28 protein-coding genes and 1 other RNA gene are annotated in these 25,477 nt (G+C 51.6%); 17 read left to right on the top strand and 12 right to left on the bottom strand.

Annotated elements, in window-relative coordinates; translation table 11 throughout:
* Positions 1-8 precede the first annotated feature (8 nt).
* Positions 9-506, top strand: coding sequence for an Lrp/AsnC family transcriptional regulator (locus BMZ51_RS15485; RefSeq protein ID WP_068004050.1), 498 nt, complete (start codon positions 9-11; stop codon positions 504-506).
* Between the two features lie 209 nt (positions 507-715).
* Here BMZ51_RS15485 and BMZ51_RS15490 read toward each other — a convergent pair whose 3' ends face one another.
* The 4 genes from BMZ51_RS15490 to ssrS all read right to left on the bottom strand — a co-directional run bounded on the left by BMZ51_RS15490 (position 716) and on the right by ssrS (position 3,490).
* Positions 716-1,459 carry a YebC/PmpR family DNA-binding transcriptional regulator gene (locus BMZ51_RS15490; RefSeq protein WP_068004049.1) on the bottom strand — a complete coding sequence of 248 codons (744 nt, stop codon included), beginning with the start codon at positions 1,457-1,459 and terminating at the stop codon, positions 716-718.
* Between the two features lie 237 nt (positions 1,460-1,696).
* The gene (locus tag BMZ51_RS15495) at positions 1,697-2,530 is read right to left on the bottom strand and encodes a TIGR00282 family metallophosphoesterase (RefSeq protein WP_068004047.1); all 834 of its coding nucleotides are present in this window, start codon (positions 2,528-2,530) and stop codon (positions 1,697-1,699) included.
* 109 nt (positions 2,531-2,639) lie between these two features.
* Positions 2,640-3,233 (bottom strand): 5-formyltetrahydrofolate cyclo-ligase, encoded by a 594-nt coding sequence (locus BMZ51_RS15500; protein WP_068004240.1) that lies wholly within the window; start codon positions 3,231-3,233, stop codon positions 2,640-2,642.
* Between the two features lie 99 nt (positions 3,234-3,332).
* Positions 3,333-3,490: non-coding RNA, 6S RNA (gene ssrS / locus BMZ51_RS15505), on the bottom strand.
* A 167-nt stretch (positions 3,491-3,657) separates the two neighbouring features.
* Here ssrS and BMZ51_RS15510 point away from each other — a divergent pair.
* A complete protein-coding gene (locus BMZ51_RS15510) occupies positions 3,658-4,068 on the top strand; it encodes an HIT family protein (protein ID WP_068004038.1) in 411 nt (136 codons plus the stop codon).
* A 35-nt stretch (positions 4,069-4,103) separates the two neighbouring features.
* On the opposite strand, the gene BMZ51_RS15515 is transcribed toward BMZ51_RS15510, so the two are convergent.
* Both BMZ51_RS15515 and BMZ51_RS15520 read right to left on the bottom strand, forming a co-directional pair.
* Entirely contained in the window at positions 4,104-4,541 is a 438-nt protein-coding gene (locus BMZ51_RS15515; protein WP_068004035.1) for a cell division protein ZapA, read from the bottom strand.
* A gap of 5 nt (positions 4,542-4,546) precedes the next feature.
* Positions 4,547-4,843 carry a DUF4164 domain-containing protein gene (locus BMZ51_RS15520; protein ID WP_068004032.1) on the bottom strand — a complete coding sequence of 99 codons (297 nt, stop codon included), beginning with the start codon at positions 4,841-4,843 and terminating at the stop codon, positions 4,547-4,549.
* 556 nt (positions 4,844-5,399) lie between these two features.
* Between BMZ51_RS15520 and tkt the strand changes: the two genes are divergently transcribed.
* From tkt to BMZ51_RS15555, 7 genes are all read left to right on the top strand, one after another.
* Positions 5,400-7,394, top strand: coding sequence for a transketolase (tkt, locus tag BMZ51_RS15525; protein WP_068004030.1), 1,995 nt, complete (start codon positions 5,400-5,402; stop codon positions 7,392-7,394).
* 121 nt (positions 7,395-7,515) lie between these two features.
* Entirely contained in the window at positions 7,516-8,523 is a 1,008-nt protein-coding gene (gene gap / locus BMZ51_RS15530) for a type I glyceraldehyde-3-phosphate dehydrogenase (RefSeq protein WP_068004028.1), read from the top strand.
* Between the two features lie 183 nt (positions 8,524-8,706).
* Positions 8,707-9,897 (top strand): phosphoglycerate kinase, encoded by a 1,191-nt coding sequence (locus BMZ51_RS15535; protein WP_068004026.1) that lies wholly within the window; start codon positions 8,707-8,709, stop codon positions 9,895-9,897.
* A 410-nt stretch (positions 9,898-10,307) separates the two neighbouring features.
* Entirely contained in the window at positions 10,308-10,949 is a 642-nt protein-coding gene (locus tag BMZ51_RS15540; protein ID WP_068004239.1) for a thiamine phosphate synthase, read from the top strand.
* Between the two features lie 7 nt (positions 10,950-10,956).
* Complete coding sequence (locus BMZ51_RS15545; protein WP_082825576.1) at positions 10,957-12,045, top strand: tetratricopeptide repeat protein; 1,089 nt, start codon at positions 10,957-10,959, stop codon at positions 12,043-12,045.
* 197 nt (positions 12,046-12,242) lie between these two features.
* On the top strand, positions 12,243-12,809 hold the full coding sequence (efp, locus tag BMZ51_RS15550; RefSeq protein ID WP_068004238.1) for an elongation factor P: 567 nt from the start codon (positions 12,243-12,245) through the stop codon (positions 12,807-12,809).
* A 168-nt stretch (positions 12,810-12,977) separates the two neighbouring features.
* Positions 12,978-13,772 carry an inositol monophosphatase family protein gene (locus BMZ51_RS15555; protein WP_068004023.1) on the top strand — a complete coding sequence of 265 codons (795 nt, stop codon included), beginning with the start codon at positions 12,978-12,980 and terminating at the stop codon, positions 13,770-13,772.
* Positions 13,773-13,976: 204 nt separating this feature from the next.
* Here the strand turns inward: BMZ51_RS15555 and BMZ51_RS15560 are convergent, their stop codons facing one another.
* Positions 13,977-15,347 carry an MFS transporter gene (locus BMZ51_RS15560; RefSeq protein ID WP_068004021.1) on the bottom strand — a complete coding sequence of 457 codons (1,371 nt, stop codon included), beginning with the start codon at positions 15,345-15,347 and terminating at the stop codon, positions 13,977-13,979.
* A gap of 394 nt (positions 15,348-15,741) precedes the next feature.
* On the opposite strand from BMZ51_RS15560, the gene BMZ51_RS15565 reads away from it, so the two are divergent.
* From BMZ51_RS15565 to BMZ51_RS24335, 4 genes are all read left to right on the top strand, one after another.
* Positions 15,742-16,362, top strand: coding sequence for a 2OG-Fe(II) oxygenase (locus BMZ51_RS15565; RefSeq protein ID WP_068004019.1), 621 nt, complete (start codon positions 15,742-15,744; stop codon positions 16,360-16,362).
* A 209-nt stretch (positions 16,363-16,571) separates the two neighbouring features.
* Entirely contained in the window at positions 16,572-17,069 is a 498-nt protein-coding gene (locus BMZ51_RS15570) for a DUF2938 domain-containing protein (protein ID WP_074882149.1), read from the top strand.
* A gap of 167 nt (positions 17,070-17,236) precedes the next feature.
* Positions 17,237-17,695: a metallophosphoesterase gene (locus BMZ51_RS24330; RefSeq protein WP_208979516.1), complete on the top strand. Its 459-nt coding sequence runs from the start codon at positions 17,237-17,239 to the stop codon at positions 17,693-17,695.
* A 60-nt stretch (positions 17,696-17,755) separates the two neighbouring features.
* A complete protein-coding gene (locus BMZ51_RS24335; protein WP_208979517.1) occupies positions 17,756-18,016 on the top strand; it encodes a hypothetical protein in 261 nt (86 codons plus the stop codon).
* A 61-nt stretch (positions 18,017-18,077) separates the two neighbouring features.
* Here BMZ51_RS24335 and BMZ51_RS15580 read toward each other — a convergent pair whose 3' ends face one another.
* Both BMZ51_RS15580 and BMZ51_RS15585 read right to left on the bottom strand, forming a co-directional pair.
* Positions 18,078-18,365 carry a GIY-YIG nuclease family protein gene (locus tag BMZ51_RS15580; RefSeq protein ID WP_068004014.1) on the bottom strand — a complete coding sequence of 96 codons (288 nt, stop codon included), beginning with the start codon at positions 18,363-18,365 and terminating at the stop codon, positions 18,078-18,080.
* A gap of 447 nt (positions 18,366-18,812) precedes the next feature.
* A complete protein-coding gene (locus BMZ51_RS15585) occupies positions 18,813-19,559 on the bottom strand; it encodes a hypothetical protein (protein WP_068004012.1) in 747 nt (248 codons plus the stop codon).
* A 313-nt stretch (positions 19,560-19,872) separates the two neighbouring features.
* On the opposite strand from BMZ51_RS15585, the gene BMZ51_RS15590 reads away from it, so the two are divergent.
* Entirely contained in the window at positions 19,873-20,871 is a 999-nt protein-coding gene (locus BMZ51_RS15590) for a flagellar motor protein MotA (protein ID WP_068004010.1), read from the top strand.
* A gap of 3 nt (positions 20,872-20,874) precedes the next feature.
* Entirely contained in the window at positions 20,875-21,909 is a 1,035-nt protein-coding gene (locus BMZ51_RS15595; protein ID WP_068004009.1) for a peptidoglycan -binding protein, read from the top strand.
* Between the two features lie 161 nt (positions 21,910-22,070).
* On the opposite strand, the gene BMZ51_RS15600 is transcribed toward BMZ51_RS15595, so the two are convergent.
* On the bottom strand, positions 22,071-22,523 hold the full coding sequence (locus tag BMZ51_RS15600) for an Lrp/AsnC family transcriptional regulator (RefSeq protein ID WP_068004007.1): 453 nt from the start codon (positions 22,521-22,523) through the stop codon (positions 22,071-22,073).
* A gap of 90 nt (positions 22,524-22,613) precedes the next feature.
* Between BMZ51_RS15600 and BMZ51_RS15605 the strand changes: the two genes are divergently transcribed.
* On the top strand, positions 22,614-23,303 hold the full coding sequence (locus BMZ51_RS15605; protein ID WP_208979518.1) for an AzlC family ABC transporter permease: 690 nt from the start codon (positions 22,614-22,616) through the stop codon (positions 23,301-23,303).
* Positions 23,300-23,599, top strand: coding sequence for an AzlD domain-containing protein (locus tag BMZ51_RS15610; RefSeq protein ID WP_068004005.1), 300 nt, complete (start codon positions 23,300-23,302; stop codon positions 23,597-23,599). Before BMZ51_RS15605 ends, BMZ51_RS15610 begins: the two co-directional genes overlap by 4 nt.
* A 313-nt stretch (positions 23,600-23,912) precedes the next feature.
* Here BMZ51_RS15610 and BMZ51_RS15615 read toward each other — a convergent pair whose 3' ends face one another.
* Both BMZ51_RS15615 and BMZ51_RS15620 read right to left on the bottom strand, forming a co-directional pair.
* A complete protein-coding gene (locus tag BMZ51_RS15615) occupies positions 23,913-24,452 on the bottom strand; it encodes a hypothetical protein (protein ID WP_068004002.1) in 540 nt (179 codons plus the stop codon).
* Positions 24,453-24,752: 300 nt separating this feature from the next.
* Positions 24,753-25,463, bottom strand: a complete 711-nt coding sequence (locus tag BMZ51_RS15620) for a DUF1013 domain-containing protein (RefSeq protein ID WP_068004000.1) — start codon at positions 25,461-25,463, stop codon at positions 24,753-24,755.
* Positions 25,464-25,477: the final 14 nt, after the last annotated feature.

Consider the following 25,477-nt stretch of genomic DNA (forward strand, 5'->3'; position numbering starts at 1 on the left):
ATAGTTTTATGCCAAAATCATCGCTCGACAAAATTGACCTTGAGATCCTGAAGAACCTTCAGGAAGACGGACGCCTCACCAACGTAGAGCTGGCGGGGAAGGTTGCCCTGTCTCCATCTCCATGCTTGCGCCGCGTCAAAAACCTAGAAGACAGTGGTGTCATTAACGGCTACCAGGCTTCCGTAGATCGCAAAACGGTCGGCCTTGGAATGACCGTCTTTGTTGAAATGCGCGTCGGCAAACAAAGCAAAGCTCAGATCATGATGATCATTGAGCGGGTGACATCCCAGCCAGAGGTTGTCTCCTGCCATCTGGTTTCCGGCCAGTCTGATATTCTCGCAGAAATCGTTGTTCCAACGCTAGAAGCCTACGACGTCTTCCTCTCAGACTTCCTGATGACTCTCGACGGCGTTGAGGATGTGCGTTCTAACTTCGCAATCCGCACCCTTAAAGCAAACGGTGCCCTGCCACTCCAGCACCTGGAGACTTTCCTCGACAACGAATAGCCGCGGTTGCCGCCCACTCTCTGGCACATACAGCCCCATTTCGGACGTAGAGGCAAAGGTGCAAAGACTGCGCTGAAGGCAGTTGCGGTTTTGAGCGATGAACAGCAACACCCGTCAGCAAGGTGCCGAGTACTTTGTGGAAGCACCACCCAAACAAAAAAGGCGGCACGCAACCGTACCGCCTTTTTGTTCACGAGCGCACTTGGAGCTTAGCCAAGTTTCGCCATAACTTCCTCGGAGATGTCGAAGTTAGAGAAGACATTCTGCACGTCATCATCCTCTTCAATCACGTCCATAAGCTTCATAAGTGTGCCAGCTTTTTCTTCATCAACTGGAACCAGATTCTGCGGCTTCCAGATGATTTTGACAGAGTCTGCTTCACCCAAATCAGTTTCCAATGCTTTGGAAACTTCAGAGAGATCTTCAAATGCACAGATGATGGTGTGGGCTTCGTCGTCTGTTAAAACGTCTTCAGCGCCTGCTTCAATGCCAGCTTCCATCAGCTTGTCGGCATCACCAGCTTCCAGCTTGTAAGTGATCTCGCCAACACGATCGAACATGAAGGAAACTGAACCAGTTTCACCCATAGAACCACCGTATTTGGTAAAGTACGAACGAACAGCACCAGCAGAGCGGTTGCGGTTGTCAGTCAGCACTTCAACAATAATTGCAGTACCGCCCGGGCCGTAGCCTTCGTAGCGAATTTCCGTGTAGTCCGCACCATCACCTTGCTGCGACTTGTTAATCGCACGCTGGATGTTGTCCTTAGGCATAGACTGCCCTTTTGCGTTCTGTACAGCCAGACGCAAACGCGGGTTTTTATCCGGATCAGGATCACCCATCTTTGCAGCTACGGTGATTTCCTTGGAGAGTTTGGAGAACATCTTGGAACGCACGGCATCCTGACGGCCCTTGCGGTGCATGATGTTTTTAAATTTTGAATGTCCGGCCATAGATCTTCCCGGCTTGTGTTTATAACAATATTCTCGGCTCAAAGGAGCGCTCACCAAGCCGCAGATAGCTTGGACAGCGCTCGCTCCGGCAGCGACAGTCGTAAAACGTCGAGTAATTTTGATGACAGCTTATAAGCCGCCTGAGCTACAAAATCCAGAGCAAGAAACATCCCGTTTTAACACGGACTTACTCTTGCCTGCCAATCTTAAAGCCCAGACCTGCAGTTAATAAGGAGGTTACTCGCCGGCAGTTGGCCAAAACGGTGGAATGATCTGCGACAAACGACCACCGATGCGAACCGGGGAAACATGCTTGGCAAGGCCCGTGCGATCATCCGTTTCAACAGCAACACCACAAATGGTTGCCTCGCCCATCGCTGGGGTAAAGCGTGCACCATTCATTTTACGCAGGAAGCGGTTGACTGGCTCTTCTTTCTCCATGCCCAGCACAGAGTCATAATCACCACACATACCCGCATCAGACATATAAGCCGTGCCTCCAACGAGCACCTGGTGGTCAGCGGTTGGAACGTGGGTATGCGTACCAACGACAAGCGAGGCACGGCCATCACAGAAGTGACCCATCGCTTGTTTTTCACTGGTCGCCTCGGCGTGCATATCAATAATGATCGCATCAGCCATAGCGCCCAGTGGGCAGTCACCCAAAATCTTGTCAATAGCAGCAAATGGGCAATCAAGCGCGTCCATGTAAACACGGCCCATCACGTTCACCACCAGCACATCCGCACCATTCTTTGCGCGGTAAAGGTTAGCCCCCTTACCCGGTGTTCCAACAGGATAGTTGGCAGGGCGTAGAAGCTGGTTCTGGCGCTCGATGTAAACGAGTGTATCACGCTGATCCCAGATATGGTTGCCCGTCGTGACAACATCTGCCCCAGCATCAACCACATTCAGCAAAATTTCTTCGGTAATACCAAAACCCGCTGCGGAATTTTCGCCATTCACGACGACGAAATCCAAACTATTGTCCTCAACGAGTTGGGGCAGTTCGTCAATCACCGCGTTGCGGCCAGTACGTCCAACCAGATCCCCAAGAAACAGCAGCTGCATATATACACCCTTTCAAGCGTATTCATGACCCACAGTTCTGTAATGAAAGAATACGCGCATATCATTTTGGACTTCAGCGCCCCTTCCAATCTGGAAGGTCTTAATCGCTCTAGTCACCAGCTTTCAAGAACCCACGGTCACTCAGGATACCATCCAGTTGACGGTCGTGTGGTTCCATCGGAACCTCTTCTACCTGTTGCACCGCAAATGCAACCCCAATCGCTGTCAGATCGGCAAGTTTTTCCAATTCGCTCAACGCGCGATCATAAAATCCTTTGCCATATCCAATACGATTGCAATTCCGGTCAAAAGCTGAGAGTGGCACCAGCACAACATTGGGGCGAACGGCCTGCGCATCAGGGCCAGGCGCCATGCTTCCAAATCCGGCAGGTTCCAGCTGGCCATCTTTCTCCAGGCGGCGAAACACGAGGTTTTCACCCTGCACAACCGGCAGGCAAAGAGAACATCCTCTGCGCGCTAATGCATCCATTAAAGGACGCGGATCAACCTCATCGCGAATTGGCCAGAACCCGGCAACCATATCTCCCGGCACCACGCCCAGCGCATCAGCAAAATTAGTAAGTGCCAAAGAGTGCTCAATGCGTTCAACAGGCGAAAGGCCTGCACGGGCAGCAAGGCCTGCTTTTCGCACCGCGTGCTTGGCAAGTTCTTGCTCTGAACTTTTGCTGTCTTGGGACATCAACGCCCACCTCTTTCGATTAAACTGCATATTCGCAAAGTAAGCCGGTTTCCCAGTGAGGGACCAGAATACGCATTAAAAAAGGATAGGCTAGAAGAGAAGTGCGTGCCGCCTCGGCCGTCAGAGTGTATGTAATCCCGGAAACCTACTATGTAGGTGGGCGCCGTGTGCCCAAGCCCACGAGCGAGGACAGGTACAGCTCCCAAAGGAAAACGTAAGGCCCGGGGATGTGACACTCCTCACGAACCGCGCAGCGACGCAAGGGCTGATATAGGTCACAGCCACTGGAATTACCAGCCCCTGTGATCATACCGCGCACATTTATTCCAAGAGAAACTGCCCGATTAAAGTTCCAGTACCTGATTGTCTGGAAAGAACCCTTTGAGCTCCTATAGATAATCTGCAAAGCGTCATCTACCATGAGCCCATGACCCAATGCACTTTTTGTGAAATCGCGGAAGGCCGATTGAAGCCGGATGCTACAGTCTTCGAGAATGAAAGTGTAATAGCTTTCTTTGATCGCGGGTCAATCTCGCCATATCACACGCTGGTCGTGCCTAAACGACATTCGACCAATATCTTTGATGTGCAAGAAGATGACCTGATCAAGCTAACCTGCGCCATTAGAGAGATTTGCCTGATCTACAAAGAAAAATTGAATATAAACAATATCCAGATTGTCAGCAGCAATGGCGCTGAAGCGCAGCAGGATGCATTTCATCTGCACTTTCACATTGTACCGCGCAGCAAAGGCGATGGACAGGATATTGAATGGACACCTGATCCAACTTTACCCGGGCGCTTCCAAAGCCTGCTTTCAAAGCTAAAGGCCAAATGAAGTGAAAACGATACTCAGCCAATCAATCGCCCGAGTTAAGCAGCGCTTTCTGCTTCACGCTGCTCACCGTCCAGCTCGCTACTAAGCTGCTCGATCTTTTCTGCTCTTTCCAAAAGCCGCGCAATAATCTTGGCTTCTTTTTCCCGGTGCTCTTTTTCGATGGTTTCGATACGGGTCGTGAATCGCTGTTCCTGAGCTGCAAGGCGCTCTTCAACAGAAGCCTCTGCCTTGCCCAGCTCTTCGATACGCCCTTCAGCAGCCTTAAGCTTGCGCTCAACCTCAGCAAGGTGATCCGTCACCATTATACCTGCCATAACGGTCAAACGCTGGTCACCGATCTCGCCGAAATTATCTCTCAAGCTGTTGATATTGTCGTCAAAACGCTGAGCCAGACCGAGAAGTCGTTCTTCTTCTCCGTCATCGCATGCCATCCGAAAGCTACGATCGTTGATTGTTACTGTTATTTGCGCCATTGATCTTAGCTCTCCTGTCCGTCGAGAACAGTACGTATGGATTCCATGGCAGCAACAAGGCGGCGCGAAACATCTTTGTTGACATCTTCAAGGCGAGCACCACGTGCTTCAGCCTGATCCAGCTTTGCCGCCAACTGCGTGCGATCCTCACCAATTCTCTGCACATCACTTTCGAGCGCATCAAGGGTCTTGTCACGGGACGATCTGCGATGAAGCGCGCCTTCAAGCTTTGTGATAGAGGCAGAAAAACGATCCAGTGCCTGATCCAGATCTTGCCCACTATCCATCTTCACCTTCGACATCAAACTGTATCCGTACTCACGATAACATCAGCCACCAGCATAAAATAGCAGCTCGACCTCGTCCCATCTAGGGAAGCGGAAGACAATTATCCATTAGATCGAGGGAATCGTCGACCGTTATTCACATCATATCTTAGGAATCTGCGAGAACCATCTCATTTATCGGTGATTCTAGAACTTACCAGCACCCAGACCCTAAAATTTAGATCAACGCAACATTAGAGAACATAATACGAGTACGGCCCCTATAAAAATCTAATGTACACGCATTTTACGCTAAGCAAATTCACTCACTGAAGAGACCTTGGCAACATAACTTATGTTAACAAATGCTATTCAAATTTCAAAAGCGCTCAACTTACGCAATAAACACCTTTAGATGAGCTCCATTTCATTGACTCAACCGACCGACCTGCTATGTCTCCTTTCGTTATACGTTCGTAGACAACTGCCACATCGCAAAAGTCTGGGGCAAAGACTTTGGCACCTGTCCTCGAATCTACACTAGCTAATGGTAAAGACCCGGCTGCCCACCCGGGGCGACAGCGGGAATAAGATGACCGATCTCGAAAAGCACTCTCGCATGGCGAATGCGATACGCTTTCTTTCAATGGATGCCGTTGAAAAAGCAAAATCTGGCCACCCTGGACTTCCAATGGGTGCCGCCGACATCGCAACGGTCCTGTTTTCCAAGTTTTTAAAATTTGATCCTAACTCCCCGAACTGGGCAGATCGAGATCGCTTCGTGCTCTCCGCAGGGCATGGCTCTATGCTCCTGTATTCCACACTTTACCTGCTGGGATACGAAGACTTCTCCATCGATCAGCTTAAGCAGTTCCGCCAGCTTGGCGCACGTACGTGCGGCCACCCGGAATATGGCCATGGCGCAGGTATCGAAACCACAACTGGCCCTCTCGGTCAGGGCCTTGGCAACGCTGTAGGCATGGCGATCGCAGAGCGCATTCAAGAAGAGCGCTTTGGTAAAGAGCTGGTGAACCACTACACCTACGTTCTTGCTGGTGACGGCTGCCTTATGGAAGGCATCTCCCAGGAATCCATCAGCCTTGCAGGACACCTGAAGCTCAAAAAACTTATCCTGATTTGGGATGACAACGGCATCACCATTGATGGCGCTGTAAGCGTTTCAGACTCCACCAACCAGATTGCACGCTTTGAAGCATCCGGCTGGAACACAATCCAGATCGACGGTCATGACCCTGAGGCGATCGAAGCAGCGCTGACTGAAGCGCGCAAGAGCGACCGCCCAACCATGATTGCAGCAAAAACCACCATTGGTTTTGGCTCTCCGAACAAAGCAGGCACCAACAAAGTGCACGGCGCACCGCTTGGCGCTGAAGAGATTGCAGCAACCCGCGAACAGCTGAACTGGTCAAACGAGCCGTTCGAAGTTCCGAGCGACGTGCTTGACGCATGGCGCATTGCTGGCCTTCGCTCTGCAAACGCTCGTAAAGAGTGGGAACAACGCTTCAAAGAAGCAAACCCTGAAGTTCGTGGCGAATTTGAACGCCGTTGCCGTGGCGACCTGCCATCTGGTTTCGACGCTGCAATCGACACCTACAAAAAAGAGCTTGCTGAAACACAGCCAAAAATCGCGACCCGTAAGGCGTCCCAGGCTGTATTGAAAGTCATCAACGGTACTGTTCCAGAAACCATTGCCGGATCAGCAGATCTGACAGGTTCTAACAACACCGACACCGAGCACACTGCATCCATCACACCGGACGACTTCTCCGGTCGCTTCATTCACTGGGGCATCCGTGAACACGGAATGGCTGCAGCAATGAACGGCATGGCACTGCATGGCGGAGTTATCCCCTACTCCGGTGGCTTCCTGATCTTCTCAGATTACTGCCGTCCATCTCTGCGTCTGGCAGCTCTGATGAAGCAGCGCGTCATTCATGTCATGACCCACGACTCCATTGGTCTTGGTGAAGATGGTCCAACGCACCAGCCTGTCGAGCATTTTGCAGCTCTACGGTGTATTCCAGAACTTCTGTTCTTCCGCCCTGCGGACATTACAGAGACACTGGAATGCTGGCAGCTGGCAATGAAAGCCACTGATAACCCAAGCGTTTTGGCTTTGACTCGTCAAAACCTGCCGTCCCTTCGCCCTCACTATGAAAGCGAAAACCTGTGTGCTAAAGGCGCATACGTTATTGCTGACTGTGAAGATGAAGCGACTGTAACTTTGTTTGCAACTGGCTCAGAAGTTGAGATCGCAGTGGAAGCAAAGAAAGAGCTTGATGGCAAAGGCATTGCAACCCGTGTGGTTTCAGTACCAAGCTTTGAGCTCTTTGAGCAGCAATCTGACGCATACAAGAATGCCATCATTGGTGGTAGTCCGGTGAAGATCGCAGTTGAAGCGGGTGTTCGCATGGGCTGGGATCGCTTTGTAGGGTCTGATGGTGGTTTTGTAGGCATGACCGGTTTTGGTGCTTCTGGCCCTTACCAGGAACTCTATGAGCATTTCGGGATTACTGCCAATGCAGTAGTCCTAGAGGCCGAAAAGCGCCTTGGCGATAACGCCTAAAGCTGATGTGCGCAGGCGTCTGTCTCAATAAAGTCAGACGCCTTGCAAGGAGACGGCCGGCAAGAGCTGGCACACGTAAACGCGGGCGTTAAAAAACGCTGTACCGAAAGAGGTTTTTAAAATGGCAGTCAAGGTAGCCATCAACGGCTTTGGCCGTATTGGTCGTAATGTTCTTCGTGCAATCATCGAATCTGGTCGCACCGACATCGAAGTTGTAGCCATCAACGATCTCGGCCCGGTTGAAACAAACGCACACCTGCTGCGTTTTGACTCAGTACACGGCAAGTTCCCAGCAACTGTAACAGTAGACGGCGACACAATTGATTGTGGTCGTGGTCCGATCAAAGTGACCGCAATCCGCGATCCAAAAGATCTGCCATGGGGCGAGCTTGGTGTTGACGTTGCGATGGAATGCACCGGCATCTTCACCGCAAAAGAAAAAGCTGCTCTGCACCTGGAAGCAGGCGCAAAGCGCGTTCTGGTATCTGCTCCTGCAGCAGGCGCTGACAAGACAATCGTTTACGGTGTAAACCACGACACACTGACCTCCGACGATCTTGTTGTTTCCAACGCCTCTTGCACCACCAACTGCCTGTCCCCAGTCGTATCTGTACTGGACAAAGCTGTTGGCATCGAAAAAGGCTTCATGACCACCATTCACTCTTACACTGGTGATCAGCCTACCCTCGACACAATGCATAAGGATCTGTACCGCGGCCGCGCAGCAGCTCTTTCCATGATTCCAACCTCCACTGGTGCTGCTAAGGCTGTTGGCCTGGTTCTGCCAGAGCTGGCTGGTAAACTGGACGGTGTTGCAATCCGCGTACCTACTCCAAACGTTTCCGTTGTTGACCTGACCTTCACCGCGAAGAAAGACACTTCCGTTGAAGAAATCAACGCAGCAATCAAAGCAGCGGCTGACGGCGAACTGAAGGGCGTTCTGGGTTACACCGAAGTGCCTAACGTTTCTTGCGACTTCAACCACGACCCACACTCCTCTATCTTCCACATGGACCAGACAAAGGTCATGGAAGGTACAATGGTTCGTATCCTGACTTGGTACGACAACGAGTGGGGCTTCTCCAACCGCATGGCAGACACTGCTGTTGCGATGGCAAAGCTCATCTAAATTAAAAAAGGGCCGCTGCGAAGCGGCCCTTTTCTCACATATACCTGTGCGGAGTGGTTAAATCGAAAAATGCAGCTCCTTTCTGCAGCGCAGTTTTTCCTCCTGATTTAGTCCTAAACTCCGCAATGTTTTCTGTAAGAATGCAGACCAATAAGGTCGCACACAGGAAATCCGGAGATTTTCATGTCTTTTAAAACCCTCAATGATGCCGAGCTTTCCGGCAAACGTGTTCTGGTCCGCGTAGACCTCAACGTCCCAACGAAGGATGGCAAGGTAACCGATACAACTCGTATCGAGCGTGTACTGCCAACCATCCGTGAAATCTCAAAGGCTGGCGGTAAAGTCATCCTTCTTGCTCACTTTGGCCGTCCAAAAGGCAAAGTGGTTGCAGATATGAGCCTGGCACCAGTTGCTGGCCCTGTTGCAGAGTTGCTTGGCGAGCCAGTCGCGTTCGCATCTGACTGCACCGGCGATCTCGCGAAAGCTGCTGTTGATGCAATGGCTGACGGCGATGTTCTCCTGCTGGAAAACACCCGCTTCTACGCTGGTGAAGAAAAGAACGATCCTGAGTTCGCAAAAGCTCTTGCAGCAAACGGTGATATGTTCGTCAACGACGCATTCTCCGCAGCGCACCGCGCCCACGGTTCTACTGAGGGCATCACCAAACTGCTTCCATCCTACGCTGGCCGTACAATGCAGGCGGAACTGGAAGCACTTGGCGCAGCTCTTTCCACCCCGCAGCGTCCTGTTCTGGCTGTTGTTGGCGGTGCAAAGGTTTCCTCCAAGATCGACCTGCTCGAAAACCTCGTGTCCAAAGTGGACATCTTGGTCATCGGCGGCGGCATGGCGAACACCTTCATGGCTGCAAAAGGCGTGAATGTTGGCAAATCCCTTTGCGAGCATGATCTGGCCGACACAGCAAACCGCATCATGGCAGCAGCTGAAAAAGCAAACTGTGAAATCGTTCTGCCTGCAGATGCCGTTGTTGCATGGGAATTTGCAGCAAACACCAAGAACGAGACCGTTGCTCTGGACGCGATCCCATCTGATGCAATGATGCTCGACGTTGGCGCAGCTTCTATCGAAGTTGTGAAGCAGAAGATCGACGAAGCAAAGACCCTCGTCTGGAACGGTCCTCTGGGTGCATTCGAAATCGCACCGTTCGACAAAGCAACCGTTGCAGCAGCACAGCACGCAGCAGAACGCACCAAATCCGGCGATCTGAAAACAGTTGCAGGCGGCGGCGATACCGTTGCAGCCCTCAACCACGCTGGCGCAGCTGACGACTTCTCCTACGTTTCCACCGCTGGCGGTGCATTCCTGGAGTGGCTGGAAGGCAAAGAACTTCCAGGCGTTGTCGCGCTAGAAGCATAAAGCTCACCTTCCAAAAAGCGATCGATTTTCGGATCAAAATACGCTTGGCGGATATGTTTTAGAGCCCGACGTGTGATTACACTTGACGCGCCGCGCTCAAAGAAGCATCAAGTTTTATGAGAATTCCTGAATTGAGGGGCCAAATTGGTCCCTCTTTTCGTTTTATTGGCAGTTTCGCCTAGATATTGACACAGCCTCTTGAAAAAGAGATCAAGACGCTGTTTAGAAACAACGCGCGTTTTGCTTTGCTGGGCACTGTGCCCGAAAAGCGCGTGCACAAGAATCAGACCAGCGCTCAAACTGTATATGACAAAGCGCGGTCTGGACCCACAAATGGGCCGGAGACTGAACGTAGGTTACACTGCGCAAAGGCATCTTCGACTATCGGAACTTTATCAGGAGCAAACTACGTGCATCCGCGTCTGTACCTTGTTACCCCACAGTCCTTTGACCTCGACCAGTTCGAAGGGCAACTCAAGCAAGCTTTGGAAGGCGGCGATGTCGCAAGCCTTCTGATTTCTATGCCGGATGCAAACGAGGTAGAGCTTCAAACTGCCGCAAAGCGCCTTGTGCCAGTTGCACAGGCGCATGATGTTGCGGTCATGATAGAAAACAACACCCAGATCGTTGGCCGCTCCGGCGCTGATGGCCTTCATGTCACCGGCACAGACAAAGAGCTGGAAGAAACTCTTGATGGCTTCCAGGATGACAAAATCATCGGTCATGCAGGTGTAAAAACACGCCACGAAGCGATGGTTGTTGCCTCTATGGGCGTTGACTACATGTTCTTTGGCCTGCTCTCTTTGAAACAAGAGGAAGAGCCGCATCGCAAATCTCTGGACTACGGCATCTGGTGGTCAGAAGTGTTCGAAACTCCATGTGTCGTGCTCGCAGGTACTGCGCTGTCCTCAGTGGACACAGCAGCAGCAACCGGAGCTGAGTTCGTAGCGGTGCGCGAAGCAGTCTGGAACCACCCAGAAGGGCCAAAGGCAGCCGTTGAGCAGGCAAACGCTATCCTCTCAACACATACACTTTCAGAAGAAGAAGGTTAATCTCTTGATGTTGTTGTGTTCTAAAAAGCTTCTGTCAATTGTAGCGAGCATCACCCTGCTTGGTTCCTATGGCATGGTTGCAGCACAAACAAATGCCGGCAGCAGAACCAACACACCTCAAGCGTTTAACCCACAGGACCCGTATAACCCACGCGGTACCCTTCTTCTACGCTCGCCTCTTAATCAGGCCCCGGTGATCGCGCCCAACGGGCCAACACCAGAGACGATTGTTGGCGATCCTGCCTATGGCGCATTCCAGCGGGGCTGGTACCTAACCGCCCTCGCTTTGGCCACACGTCAGGCACAAGCTGGCATCACCAGCTCCAAAACCTTGCTGGGTGTGCTTTACGAATCCGGTAAAGGCATCCCCCGGGACCTGCCCTTGGCTGCCAGCTGGTATGAGCTGGCTGCAAGCGACGGCGACCCGCAAGCAGCCCTGCGTCTCGGGCTGCTTTACTTATCTGGAGCCGGTGCTGAATTGAAGGCCGACCCCGAAAAAGCCGCAGAGCAACTGGAAAAAGCGGCAGCCGCAAACATCCCCGAGGCCCTGTACAACCTTGCACTTCTTCATCAGGAAGGCAAAGTACGGCCCAATGATCCAAAAATCATCAAGTCACTGCTGGAGCGCGCCTCAGAAACGGGTGATATCGACGCGATGCTGGAGCTTGGCATCTACCTGAAGGATGGACCGCAAGAGATCCGCGATCCTCGTCGCGCAGCCTTCTGGATGGGCCGCGCTGCCCGCCGCGGTCTGGTCCCGGCACAAATCTACTACGCAACCTTATTGTTTAAAGGCGAAGGTGTCGTTCCCAACGAGGCAGAAGCAGCCGATTGGTTCGAGCGCGCAGCCGCCAAAGGCAACCCGATCGCAATGAACCGCCTTGCCCGCATCTACGCCAACGGACGAGGCCGCCCCATTGATACGATCGAAGCCTCAGCCTGGCAGTTCCACGCAGGCCGACAAGGCATTTTGGACAGCAAACTTGAAGCGCTTTCCAAGTCATTATCACTTGAGCAACAAGAACAAGCAAGCAAACGCGCTGCAGAAATCGGCATCAAGATCGGTGCCTCTCCAGTTCTGCAGCCAAAGCAGTAGAGCCTCAGACACCACCCTTAAGCTTTATCAAGCTTGTGGAAACATGGACTAAAGCAACTATGGGCAGCTGATGCGCTCTTTTTCCTTGAAAATGGCGTGAAATTATGTTGCACAGACCCCAAGACGGGCTGCGACCCTAGGCTCAGCGCCAATCCGTGACAGCCTTGCAATACATTATCAAACTGATTGGTAGTTCTATGAAACTCAATGGCAACGAAATTAAGCCAGGCCACGTGCTTATGCACCAGGACACTCTTTGGGCCGCAGTTAAGGTTCAGCACGTTAAGCCAGGTAAAGGCGGCGCGTTTGCGCAGGTCGAAATGAAAAACCTGTTGGACGGCCGCAAGTTGAACGAACGCTTTCGTGCAACAGAATCCGTTGAGCGTGTTCGTCTTGAGCAGAAAGACTTCCAGTTTCTCTATGAAGAAGGCGACATGCTGGTATTCATGGATAATGAAACATACGAGCAGCTTGAACTGCAAAAAGAATTCGTTGGCGAGCGAGCAGCATTCCTTCAAGATGGCATGACCGTAACGGTTGAGCTTCATGAAGAAAAGCCAATCGGCATCTCTCTTCCAACACACGTAACACTCGAAATTGTCGAAGCAGACGCAGTTGTAAAAGGTCAGACCCAGTCGTCCTCTTACAAGCCAGCAGTGCTGGAAAACGGCGTACGTTGTATGGTGCCTCCATTCATCACCTCCGGTGAGAAGATCATCGTAGACACAGACAACGTCGAATACGTTCGTCGCGCAGACAAATAATCTAAAAGCAACAAGTTTGAGGCAGCATACGGCTGCCTCATGAAAGCGCTTTCCCGAAAAGTGGATACGGTTTTCGGACAAGAAAACGCACAAAAGAAAAAAAATAAAGCAGTGAAACCTCTCAGTATTAAAGCTCACTGCTTTATCTTTCAGGAACGGTGAAGAAAAATGGCACGTACGGCCCTTCTAAACGTTATGGTTCAGGCTGCGACAAAAGCTGGTCGCTCACTGGCACGGGACTTCGGCGAAGTAGAAACCCTGCAAGTATCCCGCAAGGGCCCAGGTGACTTTGTTTCGCAGGCAGACCACCAAGCAGAAAAAATTGTCCGCGAGGAACTTCAAAAAGCGCGCCCGACCTACGGCCTGCTGATGGAAGAATCTGGCGAGATCGAAGGTACAGACGGTCAGCACCGCTGGATCGTTGATCCCCTCGACGGCACAACAAACTTCCTTCACGGTATTCCGATCTTCTGTGTTTCCATTGCATTGGAACGCGCTGGCCAGATCGTTGCCTCCGTGATTTACAACCCAATCATGGATGAGCTCTACACCGCTGAAAAAGGCTCTGGCGCATTTTGTAATGACCGCCGCCTTCGCGTTGCATCTCGTAAGAACATGACCGACTGCCTCATCGGCACCGGCATTCCATTCATCGGCGTTGGCGACCATGGTCGTGCGCTGAAAGAGATCCGCCATGTGATGGGTGAAGTTGCAGGCATCCGCCGTGCAGGTGCAGCAGCACTTGACCTGGCTTGGGTCGCCGCAGGTCGTCTCGATGCATTCTGGGAAAACGGACTGCACCCATGGGACATGGCAGCAGGTATCCTGCTTATCCGTGAAGCCGGTGGTTTTGTTTCCGATGACAAGGGCAAAGAGAACATGTTCGAATCCCGCTCCATCATCGCAGGCAACGAGTTCACCCACCTTCAGATGCGTGAACTTCTGGCAAAAGCCAAGGCATAAGTGCTGACAGGCTGAGCCAACAGGCCCGCCATAAAGAATCTTGAAAAGCAGCTTGCACCGGACACCCCGGCAAGCTGCTTTTTTGTGCACAGCCCATTGCAAGAATAAGCAACGTTCAAGAGGCAGTCGATAAGTTTATGCAGCTACACGACAAAGGGAATCAAACACCAATAATTCTTACGGTTGTTATAGCTGCTTATTGGTTTATCTCTTACCCATACCTGACGGCAAGAACCAGACAAGTGGCAATGACACCAATACAAAGAGGGAGGTGCAAATTGCGAGCCAGCCGAAGTCTGGGCCTGTTAGAACTGAATGACCAGTTATACCCTGCCGCACGTGCAGAACGGCAGCAGCCACCCCCACAGCAAGCGAATTGGAGAGCTGCTGAGACAGACCTGCGAAACTCACGCCATGATTGACAAGCGGAACGGGGAGATCTGCATAACACGCCGTATTCGTAGCCGTGAAAACAAGCCCTCTGAAGAAGCCTCCGCTAAGAATGACAAGCGCAATAATCACAATCCAATTCGCCAGCCAAACAAAACCAATGGCCAGTGTTGCAAAACCGAGGAAGACGACAAAAATCTGGAGTATTCTGCGAAATCCATTCCGCTTAATCAACGGGTGAACCACAGCTCGTGAAAGCAGCCCGCCAGCAGCTGCAAAACCCATCAGTACACCCGTGGTCATAACATCAAAACCCAGAAGAATTTGCAGCATCAAAGGTGCAACGAACGCAAATGAACTTGCCCCCATGCGCAGCAACACCCCGACACCGGTAGCAAGCCGATAACCGACATTTGCAAAGATCTGAAGATCAATAAGAGGATGGGGTGAACGGCGTATATGTCCCACAAAAGCCAAGCCACACAATAAACTGGCGGCTAAAAGGCTCGCTGAGATAAACCCATTTCTTGTTATATCAGGCAATGCCGATATGGTAAAAAGCAAGAGTGAGGCAAAGCCTCCCAGTAGAATAAAGCCGAGAAAGTCAAGCGGCACTTTTTCCTTAAGTTGAAGGTTTCTGAAGTAGTAACTGCTCATTACTGCGATGGCTATGCAAACAGGCACATTGATCAAAAAGATCCAGCGCCAGCTTAGAAAATTGATAACCAGACTTCCAAGGAACGGGCCAAACACAAAGCCGAAAGCTGCAGGTGTTACAATCCAAACCATCGCCGCAACAAGGTTCTGAGAACCCGCCATACGAATGACCGTCAACCGTCCAATCGCCATCAAAAACGCCCCTGATGCCCCTTGAACAGAGCGCGCAAGTAACAAGGAGGTCAGGTCTTTCGACAATGCACAAGCAATAGACATGCTCAGAAACAAAGCGCAGGACCATACGAACAAGCGCTTGGAACCAACACGATCGGCTGCCCATCCCGAGATTGGAATAAACACTGCCAATGTAAGCTGATAAAGAGAAATTGTCAGATGCAGGTACAGTGGGTTCGTGTGAAAATCTTGAGCGATCCGAGGAATTGCAATGGCAAGCACCATTGCATCAACTTGCACCAGTAAAAGTGTCATGCCAACAATCAAGGTGGTTATGCGCAGCCGACGCGGCATTCTGCACGCTCTCTAATTTGAACCTTCCATGCACCACCCAAGATTTCTGGGAAATCATTTATGGTAGACGCCGGAAGCTATATTTTAGAGAAAGCAAGTCTACAGAACATCACAGAACCCACTTGTAATTTATTTAACCTCAAGCGTTCCCAAAGTCTTAGCAGCATCGCGCTCAAAAGAAACAGCTTGCACCGGACACCCCGGCAAGCTGCTTTTTTATTGGCTCCAGCACTCACACCCGGCTTCACAGGCCCCTCATTGAGACACCCGCTAAAACTCAAACGCTATTTTTCTGCACCAAGAACTGACAATTTTCGGCGCTCCGACCACGTGTTACAGCTTGCACTCCTATTTTCTTCCGTCTTGGCAGGCACATTTTCGGGGAAGTCAGAACATGATCAATTTCGATGCTCTCAGGGCCTCTAGCACCCGCACCAATCCCTACCAGTATTTCGTCAGCGAAAATGTAATCACCAAGGAACAAGCCGCCGACGTCCGCGCGGATTACCCCAAGATCAAACAGACCGGATACCTGCCCCTCTCCAAGCTGGAGGCAACAGGTGCCTTCAAGCGGCTGATTGACGACCTGCAAAAACCGGAGCTTGCGGAAATCCTCTCGGAAAAGCTGGGGCTAGAGCTGATGGACAAGCCCCGCATGATCACCGTCCGCCGTCTCTCCAAACACGGCGATGGCCGCATCCACAACGATTCCAAGTCCAAGATCTGCACAATGCTGATCTACCTGAACGACGACTGGGACAACGCCGAGGGCGGCGCCATTCGCGCCCTTAACGGCGAAACGGACATGGATGACTACGCCGAGGAGATTTCCCCTCTCGCGGGCAACGTGTTCGCCTTCAAACGCTCAGAATCAAGCTGGCACGGCCACCCCTCCTTCAAGGGCGAACGCTATGTGGTGCAAACCACATTCCTGATCTCGGAGGAAGAACTGGCCCGCAAGGAAAAACGCGGCGGCCTCCAGACAAAGCTAAAACGCCTGCTGCGTATCAACTAACCACATTGCCAGAACCAGCGGGCCACGAGCCGTTGCAAAGCTTCTTTGCCCGCGCCCACACACTTTCCAGATGAACACGTCCATCATAACAGCGGTATGTCCGCCCCTCGAACATGGTTATCCATCAGATTTCAATGATAATCCCTTGACCTCAAGTCGACTTGAAGTGGCACGGTAGCCGCCAAAACCTCATCAGGAAAGGCAAACCCGTGCTCACCACAACTCTTCTGCTCAACGCTCTTCTGCTCGGCATCGGCGCCACAGTTTTCATGGATCTGGTCGCATGGGTACGCCTGCGCTACTTCTCAATTCCATCTCTGGATTATCGATTGGTTGGACGTTGGCTGCTAACCATGCCTCACGGACAAGTCCAGCACGCAAACATCATGCAGAGCCCTTCGCAGCCTTTGGAGGCCCCCATTGGCTGGATCACACATTACGCAATCGGCGTCATTCTGGCTCTGGTGTTGCTGGGATTTACAGGACCGGGCTGGCTGGAAAAACCAACCATCATGATGCCACTACTGATCGGCTTGCTTTCGGTTGGCCTCCCCCTCTTCCTCATGCAGCCCGCCTTCGGCTTCGGCATTGCCGCCGCTAAAACACCTGCTCCAAGGGTCGCCAGAATAAGAAGCCTCATCGCCCATCTGTCATTTGGCTTGGGACTCTACCTCACAGGCATCTGCCTCACCCTGCTGCTGTTTTGAGCGGCAAAACAACAGCGAAATCTACCTAGTGCCTAGCTTGAGAAAACGAGTGGCCAGCATCAACAGCGCCCAAAATCAACAAATTGAGCCTGTCAGTTTGCTCCTCATTCGTTTTCTTAAAGTAGATTGCCCCACCAGTGACCGTGAAACAGACAGGCATTTGCAACGTGAACACCCTGCAAAAACCCTATCCAACTCTGCCAGAAGGGACACGCATTTATGCGACTGGAGATATTCATGGCCGATACGACCTGTTGGAAGTCATGGGCAAAGCCATAGAAAGCAACCTGACAAAGCGCCCAGTAGCAGATCCTGCTTCAATTTTCCTCAGCGACTATATCGACCGCGGGCCGGACAGCCGGAAAGTCATTGAGTTCTTCCTCAACCACCACCAGCGCACACCCCAACAAATCTGCCTGAAGGGCAACCACGAAGCTTCTTTACTGGAGTTCCTGGAGAACCCGTCCACGCTCTACCACTGGGAAGGTCTCGGCGGCCTCGAAACCTTAAGCTCCTATGGCCTCTCAGAGCACAATCTCTTCAGCTCAGACGGTGCTGCAAGCGTTCAGACCCTCTTCAAAGACACCCTGCCCAAGTCGCACAAAGATTTCTTCAAATCCCTGTAACTCCTGCACCAATGCGGAGACTACCTCTTCGTCCACGCAGGCATCCGTCCCGAAGTCCCGTTGGACGAGCAAAGCGAAGAAGAACTCCTGTGGATCCGCGGCCCCTTCCTCAACTATGAAGAGGACTTCGGCGTCTTCGTGGTCCACGGCCACACCCCTGTCGAACACATCGACCGCCGCGCCAACCCGCTGGACGTTGACACCGAAGCCTACGCCTCCGGCCACCTCACCTGCGCGGTACTGGAAGGCGCCAACATGAAGTTCATCACCGCCACCACCGACGACTGGAACCTCTTCGACATCATCCCCACGCACAAGTAACACCTGCACACAGCGACGTGGTTATCGCTGAAAGCCCCGCACCTATTCACCATCACTTCACTCAGTGATTAAACCGCAGATACAAATCATCCCACTTCGGATTAAAGCCTTCAATCGCGTCAACCTTCCAATCCCGCCGCCACCGTTTCACCTGCTTCTCCCGGCGGATCGCGTCATTCACATCCCTGAACTGCTCAAAAGAAACCAGCTTCGAAACACCATATTTCGCGGTAAAGCGACACCCAACCTTGCTCTTGTGCTCATAAACCCGACGCGCAAGATCATTCGTCACGCCAGTATAAGGCGTCCCCCGCGGCTTACTCGCCAAAATGTACATGAAGTAAGACATGAAAGGAGTGTGACCAGCTCCTGACGCCGCCACAATCACCCAAATCCACCATCACCATTTGAGGGACCACCTCATAGATCCCGGCTCAATGGCCGGGAAGACACCGGTGTTGCGGCGGCGGCCAGTGGCCAACCACCAGCCTACACAGGGAGCCCAGTAAGGCATCCATCAATTGCACCGTCACAGCTCGTCATCCCACGCAAACGAAGTGCGACGCGGGAACCAGAGCCCCACACGCGAACTTCACAATACGGCTCTGGATACCGGATCAGCGCTCCGCTCGTCCGGCATGACGTTAGGAACTAGCTCTCAGGCTTCAACAACAGACATTGCCTCACTAACAAACCGCCGACTGCCAACAACACCGCGCCTTGGTGTCATCCCGGGCGAAGCAAAGCGAAGACCCGGGATCTATACTCCCACCAGTCACGACCTTTACGATCTACTTTAAGTATCATTCCAAAACTTCGCGAGTGCAGCTTGAATTTGCTCATTCGCTCCCATGTTAAGCAATGCGCTCTCCAATGGGTACGGAACTTTTCCATACCCATTCTTCTTCCTCCTGGCCCAGTCAAAGAGAGAGCAAACAGACGAATAAACAGACGCGATCTCTTCAACGTCAGACAACAAAGAGCACCCCCAATCATCAGTTTGCATCATCATGCTTGAAGCACGTGTATGCATTGATTGAATGCTTCTGAAGATTTGCACTGCTTTTGCTTGTTCTACGCTGTAAAAAACGACCGCTTGTGCCAACTTATCGGCACTGTCTCTCGGAAAATCAGGCACTTTAAAATTAGCTTCTCTGATTAGCTCATGGCTTACCAAACACGATAAAGTCGGCTCTCTCTGATCATGAGCAAGCACCCAAAGATCTTGATAGGCATTAAATAACGCTTCCAAATATAAGCAAATATCAGAAAGATAAAACGAAGACATTGAGCGCTTCGCCTCTGCCTCTCGTTTAGATCGAACCCGTTCAAGAAACAAAGCGATGAGAGCAGCGGCAACAGCACCAAAGGCCGCCAAAATCGTCCCAAAGGCAGAGACATAATCTACCCATGGGTAGTTTTTGAAGGTCACATGCAATGCATAGCCATCAAGGAGTTGCAAATACACAATCCCTACAATGATCATCATCCAAAATATGTAACCAGATGCGATTGCAAATATGACCCAGGCTAATAAGCGCATTGAAAATCCATCAAAATATTAACTAACCAAGTTTTACAGGATGTTTCTGCGTAACAACTACCCTGTGCTCCAATAAAATGAACGTCTCCCCCACCATGACGACAACCCGTCTAAATCGCGGCGATTGGGGCGCGAAAATGGGACTTATTTAAAAACTTACTCATTTCTCATGGCTGATCGTCGATTTGCAGTTTCCTATTGGCCGAAAATCGCGTTATCTAATGACATCGTTAACTTTATAGCGAATTCTTGTCGCTTGATTTGCTTTCGTCAAACGACAAGAATTCGCTTTGCTCTAGATGTATTCAGGATAATGGCACGCGACTACGATCCCTATAGTCTGTCAAGCCCGCAGGTTTATCTGTGGCGCATGATCATATTTCTTGTCCTGGCAGGCTTCATCGCCTTTGTCTTGATCGGACAAATCACACAAGCCTTCATGGCAAACCCAGCATTGAACGGCCTGATCGTCGGCGTCGCGACATTGGGTATCCTGCTGTCATTTCGGCAAGTCCTGCGAATTTTCCCAGAAGTTTCATGGGTAAATGGGTTCCGGCTCGGAGACCCGCGCATTGAAGTGCGCCGTCCGCCAATTCTTCTGGCACCCATGGCGACCCTGCTTGGTAACAAAGCAGGCGACATGACGATTTCGCCAACCACCATGCGCTCCATGCTCGATTCCATCGGCATGCGCTTGGATGAAAGCCGCGAGATTTCACGCTACCTTACCCGCCTGCTCATCTTCCTTGGTCTGGTCGGTACCTTCTGGGGCCTGATGCAAACCGTGAGCGCTGTGGCAACCACCGTCAGCACGCTCAATGCAGCCGGCGGCGATGCCAATGTGCTCTTTGAAGATCTGGTCTCCGGCATCACTGCACAGATGACCGGCCTCGGCATCGCGTTCTCCTCCTCCTTGCTCGGTCTTACAGGCTCCCTCGTTCTGGGCTTCCTCGACCTGCAGGCAGGACAGGCACAGAACCGCTTCTATCAGGAGCTGGAAGACTGGCTCTCCACCCTGACGGATATCGATCCCGATGAGCTGGGCAACGGCGCATCTGCTGACATGGCTGCGGACCTGCGCATCACGCTCGACAAGCTGCGCAAATCCATGGAAACAAAAGGTGCTGAGCCGGATGACAATTCCAACGCCGCCATGAGCAAACTGGCAGAAGGCATTCAGGGCCTTGTCCAGCACGTGCGCTCCGAGCAAAAGATGATGCGCGAATGGGCTGAGGCCCAGTCCATGCAACAGCGCCGCATTGAGAGATTCCTGAAAACGCTTACCGCAGAGGTAGAGCGGGAGAAGGAATAGACAATGGCAGGAGTACGCACACGCCGTTCGCAAAGCAATTCAGAGGATTACTGGCCAGGTTTCGTGGACGCCATGTCCGCACTCCTGCTGGTCTTCATCTTCCTGCTTTCCATCTTTATGATTGCGCAGTTCTTCCTAAGTCAGCAATTGTCTGGGCGCGATAAGGTGCTCAACCGCTTAAACCAGCAAATCGCCGAGCTTACAGAGCTCCTTGCCTTGGAAAAATCCAGTGTAGGAGATCTGGAATCCACGATCTCGTCACTCCAACTGGGTCTGGACGAGGCGTCTGGAGAGCGGGATCGGTTGCAAAGCATGCTCAACGAGCGCTCAGGTCAGATTGATGAAGCTGGCGGCGCACTTGCAACCCTTCAGGCAAAACTGGAAGGTGAACAGCAAATCAGCGACAAAGCTCTGGCACAGGTTGAACTCCTCAACCAGCAAATCAGCGCCCTGCGTCGCCAAATTGCTGTTCTGGAAGACGCTTTAGACGCCTCTGAGTCGCGAGACAGAGAAAGCCAGACAAGGATCGCAGATCTGGGCAAACGCCTCAATGTGGCCCTTGCACAGCGTGTACAGGAGCTTTCCAGATACCGCTCCGACTTCTTTGGCAGATTACGAGCAATTCTGGCTCAGCGCTCCGACATCGAAGTCGTTGGTGACCGTTTCGTGTTCCAGTCAGAAGTGCTGTTCTCCTCCGGTGATGAAGAGGTCAACCCGCAAGGAAGAAACCAGCTGGACATTCTGGCAAGCGCTATTTTGGAACTGGAAGGGCAAATCCCAGACGAGATCAACTGGGTCTTGCGCGTTGATGGCCACACAGATGCACGCCCCCTCTCAGGCACAGGCCGCCTGCGCGACAACTGGGAACTCTCAGCCGCCCGCGCAATCTCAGTGGTCAAATACCTCATAGCTAGAGGCGTAGAACCAGACCGTCTGGTCGCCGCCGGCTTCGGTGAGTTCCAGCCACTAGAAGAAGGCACCAGCACCGAGGCCAACGCCAAAAACCGCCGCATAGAGCTAAAACTCACACAGCGGTAGAAGCTGCTACAAACAGATCAAAAAAAAAGGCGCTTGAGCAACCCTCAAGCGCTTGTTTTTTGTTCCGTGAAGTTGGCTTCATTAACGCAGGCCGATTGGCCTTCAAGCCCGCTGAATAACCAGTATGCGGACAAACGCAGCATTAATTTTCAACATGCTGATCAGATTGGCAGTTCCATTGTTGCCTTCTCCGTGGAGACCACAATCGACGTTCTGTATTTCCGGACATTCTTATCTGCAAGAAAGAAGCGGTGGGTAAAGGCTTCATAATCCTCTATATCTCGGGCCATGACGATCATGATGAAGTCAGCATCGCCAGCGATACAATAAAAATGCGTCACTTGAGGATCTTCACGAGCCTTACGCTTGAAGGCATCGATCTGATCTACACGATCCCTCTCTAATTCAACGGCGACAATAGCTGTCACACCCAGCTCCAGCATCTTGGGGTTGAGTATGGCCACTTCCTTTTTGATGACATGTGCCTCCCGTAAGACCTTGAGGCGACGCTGAACAGAGGCCGTTGAAGTCCCTGCGATCTCCGCAAGAGCCTGAATGGATATCTTGGCATCCTTCTGTAGAGCTGCCAATAATCTCTTATCTATTCCATCCATACATACACCTCACATATCATTACTATTTGATGCATATTAATCAAATATCGCACCAAGTGTATATTTTTTACATCACTATATAGCGATAATATGCATTTCATGAAACATGGATTAATCGCAATTCTTCCGCTTGCAGCCGGGGCTGCCATTTATGGCTTTGCATTCGGGCTGCTCGCCGCCCAGGTCGGCTTCCCGTGGTGGGGCGTAGGCTTCATGAGTGCAATTGTTCACGCTGGCTCTTCGCAAATCGTGGCGGTGGAGCAATTTGCAAACAGTTCGGCGATTATTGGGGCGGCATTGGCCGGAGCTACCCTTAATCTCAGATATATCGGCATTGTCGCTTCCCTATCCGAAATCTTGAAGGAGCTGCCTCTGCCTCTTAAGATTGTTGCAATCCATATCACAGGGGACGAGAATTGGGCACTCACCATGGCCGAGCGCGCCAGGTCGCCCTCCATTGGGGCCCCGTTTCTTATGGGTTCCGGGCTAGCTATGATCAGTGTATGGACATTTTCAACTATTATGGGGGCCGTTGTCGGAACCATCCTGCCCGATCTGGAGAAGTTTGGCTTAGGTTTTGCGTTTACCGCCGCTTTCATTGCTATGGGGCGTAGTCTATGGAAGGGAACCCCAAATCTAATCCCTTGGCTCAGTGCCTTCACGTTTACGGTGATTGCAGTGATGTTTGGATTGCCACAAGCCTATGCCATCGTGATTGGCGCAACTGTGGGGCTGCTGTTCTCCTGTTTTATCAGGGTAAAGCAAGGTAGACTGCCATGAGTGAGAGTCATTTCATTCTTATCCTGACATTGAGCGTGGCGGCCTTCTCAATCCGGCTGCTTGGTTTACTCATTGGAGATCAGATAAGGGCATCAAAGCAGGTCTGGATCCTTGATGATTTACCCGGTCTGATCGTGGTTAGCCTGGTTGCATCCTCCTTAGCTGACCAGTCCCTGCAAGCATGGCTCACAAGTGCCATCGCTCTTGCTGTCGCCGTCAGAACAAACCATGTTATTATGACCATGGGTATGAGCATGACGGCCTACGCGATCATTGGTTTAATATATCCGTTCTGATAACGAAGGTCCGCTTTGGGCTCAGCCCACCTAAAGCGGCGAGCCTTCAGCTGCATTTTATCCACCCGCCCTGAGTTAGCTCCAAATCTCTTCCGGTGTGAACAGTTCAGAGATGGTGCTGACATGAGAAGCCTTCCTCATGTGGTAATCCCCCATTAATGGAGGAGTTTTAGCGGTGCAATCAACTTAACTTGAATTTGGCCGCAAGATTGCCTAGTTAATCGGGTCAAACATCCGCAATGCTCGCGCAGCACCTTGATTACGCTCACGAAAAGTTAAGTTTGCGCAAAAGTTCACGGGCACTTCACAGTACTCACGGACACACCCTACCCGCAATCCGGCTATCGCACACCTTCACACGGGACAAATAACGCGACCATTTTGCAATTTCCGCTTTGCCTACCTTTGAGCGCCAGGACTTGATGACAAAGTAGGTGCTATCATTACCCAGAATAGCCTTGGTCAACACTGTCTCACTTTTAGAAGCAGGTGTGGTGGTGCATCTGGTAAGAAACATGCCGAACTCGTAGCCATTCTCGCGTCCCTTTTTCAGCAAGCGCCCGTCATGCTGCTTGCAGATTGGGTTCTTCACCTGCGTATACTGCTTCTCCAGCATTTTCATTTTCACTCGGCGGGAAAAGTGAATCTGAACGGTCACCATGTCGCGCCAGGTCTTCAAGGATTGTCCGCGCGGAATCATCTCTGAAACCAGCAGACCATTCTTGTTTTGCGAAAAAGCAACCTTGTAGCCCTCAGGCATCCCGACCAGAAGGTTCTCGTCCATCAGGCCAGAGGCAAACGACACACCACTCGCAATAAGCAATGCCAATACAGCACCAAGCAATCTACTCATAAAAACAACTATCCAATCAATCAGGAATTGAAGTGAAGCTACATCATAGCCTCAAACCTCAACAAGGGGAGTAACTTCCCTGATGGGGATGTCAACCTTCAACCAGCGACTGCACAGTATCCCCACCAACATAGCGCCAATGAACACAGCAACGCAGCCAGAACGTAAAAAACGCAGAATAACGCAAACCGGCACATAGCAACGCAAATACGAAAAAAGCCGCTCCCCGGCAGGCAGCGGCTTTTCAAATTATCCAACGAAGGCAGGAGAGTTATGCCCCTCCAAGAGCGCTCTTAGCTCTTAACGCTGATCGTCATCTTCATCGCCGGATTTAAAGTTCGCGAACACAGCATCCGCATCCACTTCTTCTTCCTCTTCGCGAGTAGAAGGCGCAGGCTTGGAAAATGCTGCTGCCATAGCTTCTTCGCTTGTTGTTTCATCAACAGGCAGAAGGCTCTGTGGCTCTTCACCTTCAGCAGGCTTAGGAGCGTTCTTCGCACCTTTTTCGACTTCAATGTCCAGCTCAATCTGAGAGCAAAGACCAAGAGTTACTGGATCCATCGGCTCAAGATGTGCTGAGTTCCAATGCGTTCTGGTACGAATTGCTTCAATCGTCGGCTTAGTTGTGCCAACAAGACGCATAATTTGAGCATCAAGTAGCTCAGGATGGAACCGAACGATCCACAAGATTGCGTTTGGACGATCCTGACGTCGAGAAACAGGCGTATAACGAGGGCCTTTGCGCTTGTTCTCAGGAACACGCACTTTAGACTCCTGCACCTGCATCCGGTAGCTCGGGTTATTCGAAGCTTTTTCAATCTCTTCGCGGGTCAACTGGCCAGACATAACAGGGTCCATACCCTTAATGCCCTGAGCAGCTTCACCATCAGCAATCGCCTTCACTTCCAAAGGGTGCAGCTTACAAAAAGCAGCAATCTGATCAAAGCCCAGCGCGGTGTTGTCAACCAACCATACAGCTGTTGCTTTTGGCATAAGCGGTGTGATGGACATTATATAAATCCCTC

The organism is Pseudovibrio axinellae (assembly GCF_900110875.1).
Lineage (GTDB): Bacteria > Pseudomonadota > Alphaproteobacteria > Rhizobiales > Stappiaceae > Pseudovibrio > Pseudovibrio axinellae.

What these genes read in the sequence shown, in the direction of transcription:
- BMZ51_RS15560 (WP_068004021.1), bottom strand. Translation starts at nt 15,347, where the DNA reads ATGCCGCGTCGGCTGCGCATAACCACCTTGATTGTTGGCATGACACTT.
- BMZ51_RS15620 (WP_068004000.1), bottom strand. Translation starts at nt 25,463, where the DNA reads ATGTCCATCACACCGCTTATGCCAAAAGCAACAGCTGTATGGTTGGTT.
- BMZ51_RS15535 (WP_068004026.1), top strand. Translation starts at nt 8,707, where the DNA reads ATGTCTTTTAAAACCCTCAATGATGCCGAGCTTTCCGGCAAACGTGTT.
- tkt (WP_068004030.1), top strand. Translation starts at nt 5,400, where the DNA reads ATGACCGATCTCGAAAAGCACTCTCGCATGGCGAATGCGATACGCTTT.
- BMZ51_RS15490 (WP_068004049.1), bottom strand. Translation starts at nt 1,459, where the DNA reads ATGGCCGGACATTCAAAATTTAAAAACATCATGCACCGCAAGGGCCGT.
- BMZ51_RS15495 (WP_068004047.1), bottom strand. Translation starts at nt 2,530, where the DNA reads ATGCAGCTGCTGTTTCTTGGGGATCTGGTTGGACGTACTGGCCGCAAC.
- BMZ51_RS15590 (WP_068004010.1), top strand. Translation starts at nt 19,873, where the DNA reads ATGGCACGCGACTACGATCCCTATAGTCTGTCAAGCCCGCAGGTTTAT.
- BMZ51_RS15600 (WP_068004007.1), bottom strand. Translation starts at nt 22,523, where the DNA reads ATGGATGGAATAGATAAGAGATTATTGGCAGCTCTACAGAAGGATGCC.
- gap (WP_068004028.1), top strand. Translation starts at nt 7,516, where the DNA reads ATGGCAGTCAAGGTAGCCATCAACGGCTTTGGCCGTATTGGTCGTAAT.
- BMZ51_RS15580 (WP_068004014.1), bottom strand. Translation starts at nt 18,365, where the DNA reads ATGTCTTACTTCATGTACATTTTGGCGAGTAAGCCGCGGGGGACGCCT.
- BMZ51_RS15615 (WP_068004002.1), bottom strand. Translation starts at nt 24,452, where the DNA reads ATGAGTAGATTGCTTGGTGCTGTATTGGCATTGCTTATTGCGAGTGGT.
- BMZ51_RS15520 (WP_068004032.1), bottom strand. Translation starts at nt 4,843, where the DNA reads ATGTCGAAGGTGAAGATGGATAGTGGGCAAGATCTGGATCAGGCACTG.
- BMZ51_RS15555 (WP_068004023.1), top strand. Translation starts at nt 12,978, where the DNA reads ATGGCACGTACGGCCCTTCTAAACGTTATGGTTCAGGCTGCGACAAAA.
- BMZ51_RS15605 (WP_208979518.1), top strand. Translation starts at nt 22,614, where the DNA reads ATGCATTTCATGAAACATGGATTAATCGCAATTCTTCCGCTTGCAGCC.
- BMZ51_RS15545 (WP_082825576.1), top strand. Translation starts at nt 10,957, where the DNA reads ATGTTGTTGTGTTCTAAAAAGCTTCTGTCAATTGTAGCGAGCATCACC.
- BMZ51_RS15565 (WP_068004019.1), top strand. Translation starts at nt 15,742, where the DNA reads ATGATCAATTTCGATGCTCTCAGGGCCTCTAGCACCCGCACCAATCCC.
- BMZ51_RS15610 (WP_068004005.1), top strand. Translation starts at nt 23,300, where the DNA reads ATGAGTGAGAGTCATTTCATTCTTATCCTGACATTGAGCGTGGCGGCC.
- BMZ51_RS15595 (WP_068004009.1), top strand. Translation starts at nt 20,875, where the DNA reads ATGGCAGGAGTACGCACACGCCGTTCGCAAAGCAATTCAGAGGATTAC.
- BMZ51_RS15585 (WP_068004012.1), bottom strand. Translation starts at nt 19,559, where the DNA reads ATGCGCTTATTAGCCTGGGTCATATTTGCAATCGCATCTGGTTACATA.
- BMZ51_RS15515 (WP_068004035.1), bottom strand. Translation starts at nt 4,541, where the DNA reads ATGGCGCAAATAACAGTAACAATCAACGATCGTAGCTTTCGGATGGCA.
- BMZ51_RS15485 (WP_068004050.1), top strand. Translation starts at nt 9, where the DNA reads ATGCCAAAATCATCGCTCGACAAAATTGACCTTGAGATCCTGAAGAAC.
- BMZ51_RS15510 (WP_068004038.1), top strand. Translation starts at nt 3,658, where the DNA reads ATGACCCAATGCACTTTTTGTGAAATCGCGGAAGGCCGATTGAAGCCG.
- efp (WP_068004238.1), top strand. Translation starts at nt 12,243, where the DNA reads ATGAAACTCAATGGCAACGAAATTAAGCCAGGCCACGTGCTTATGCAC.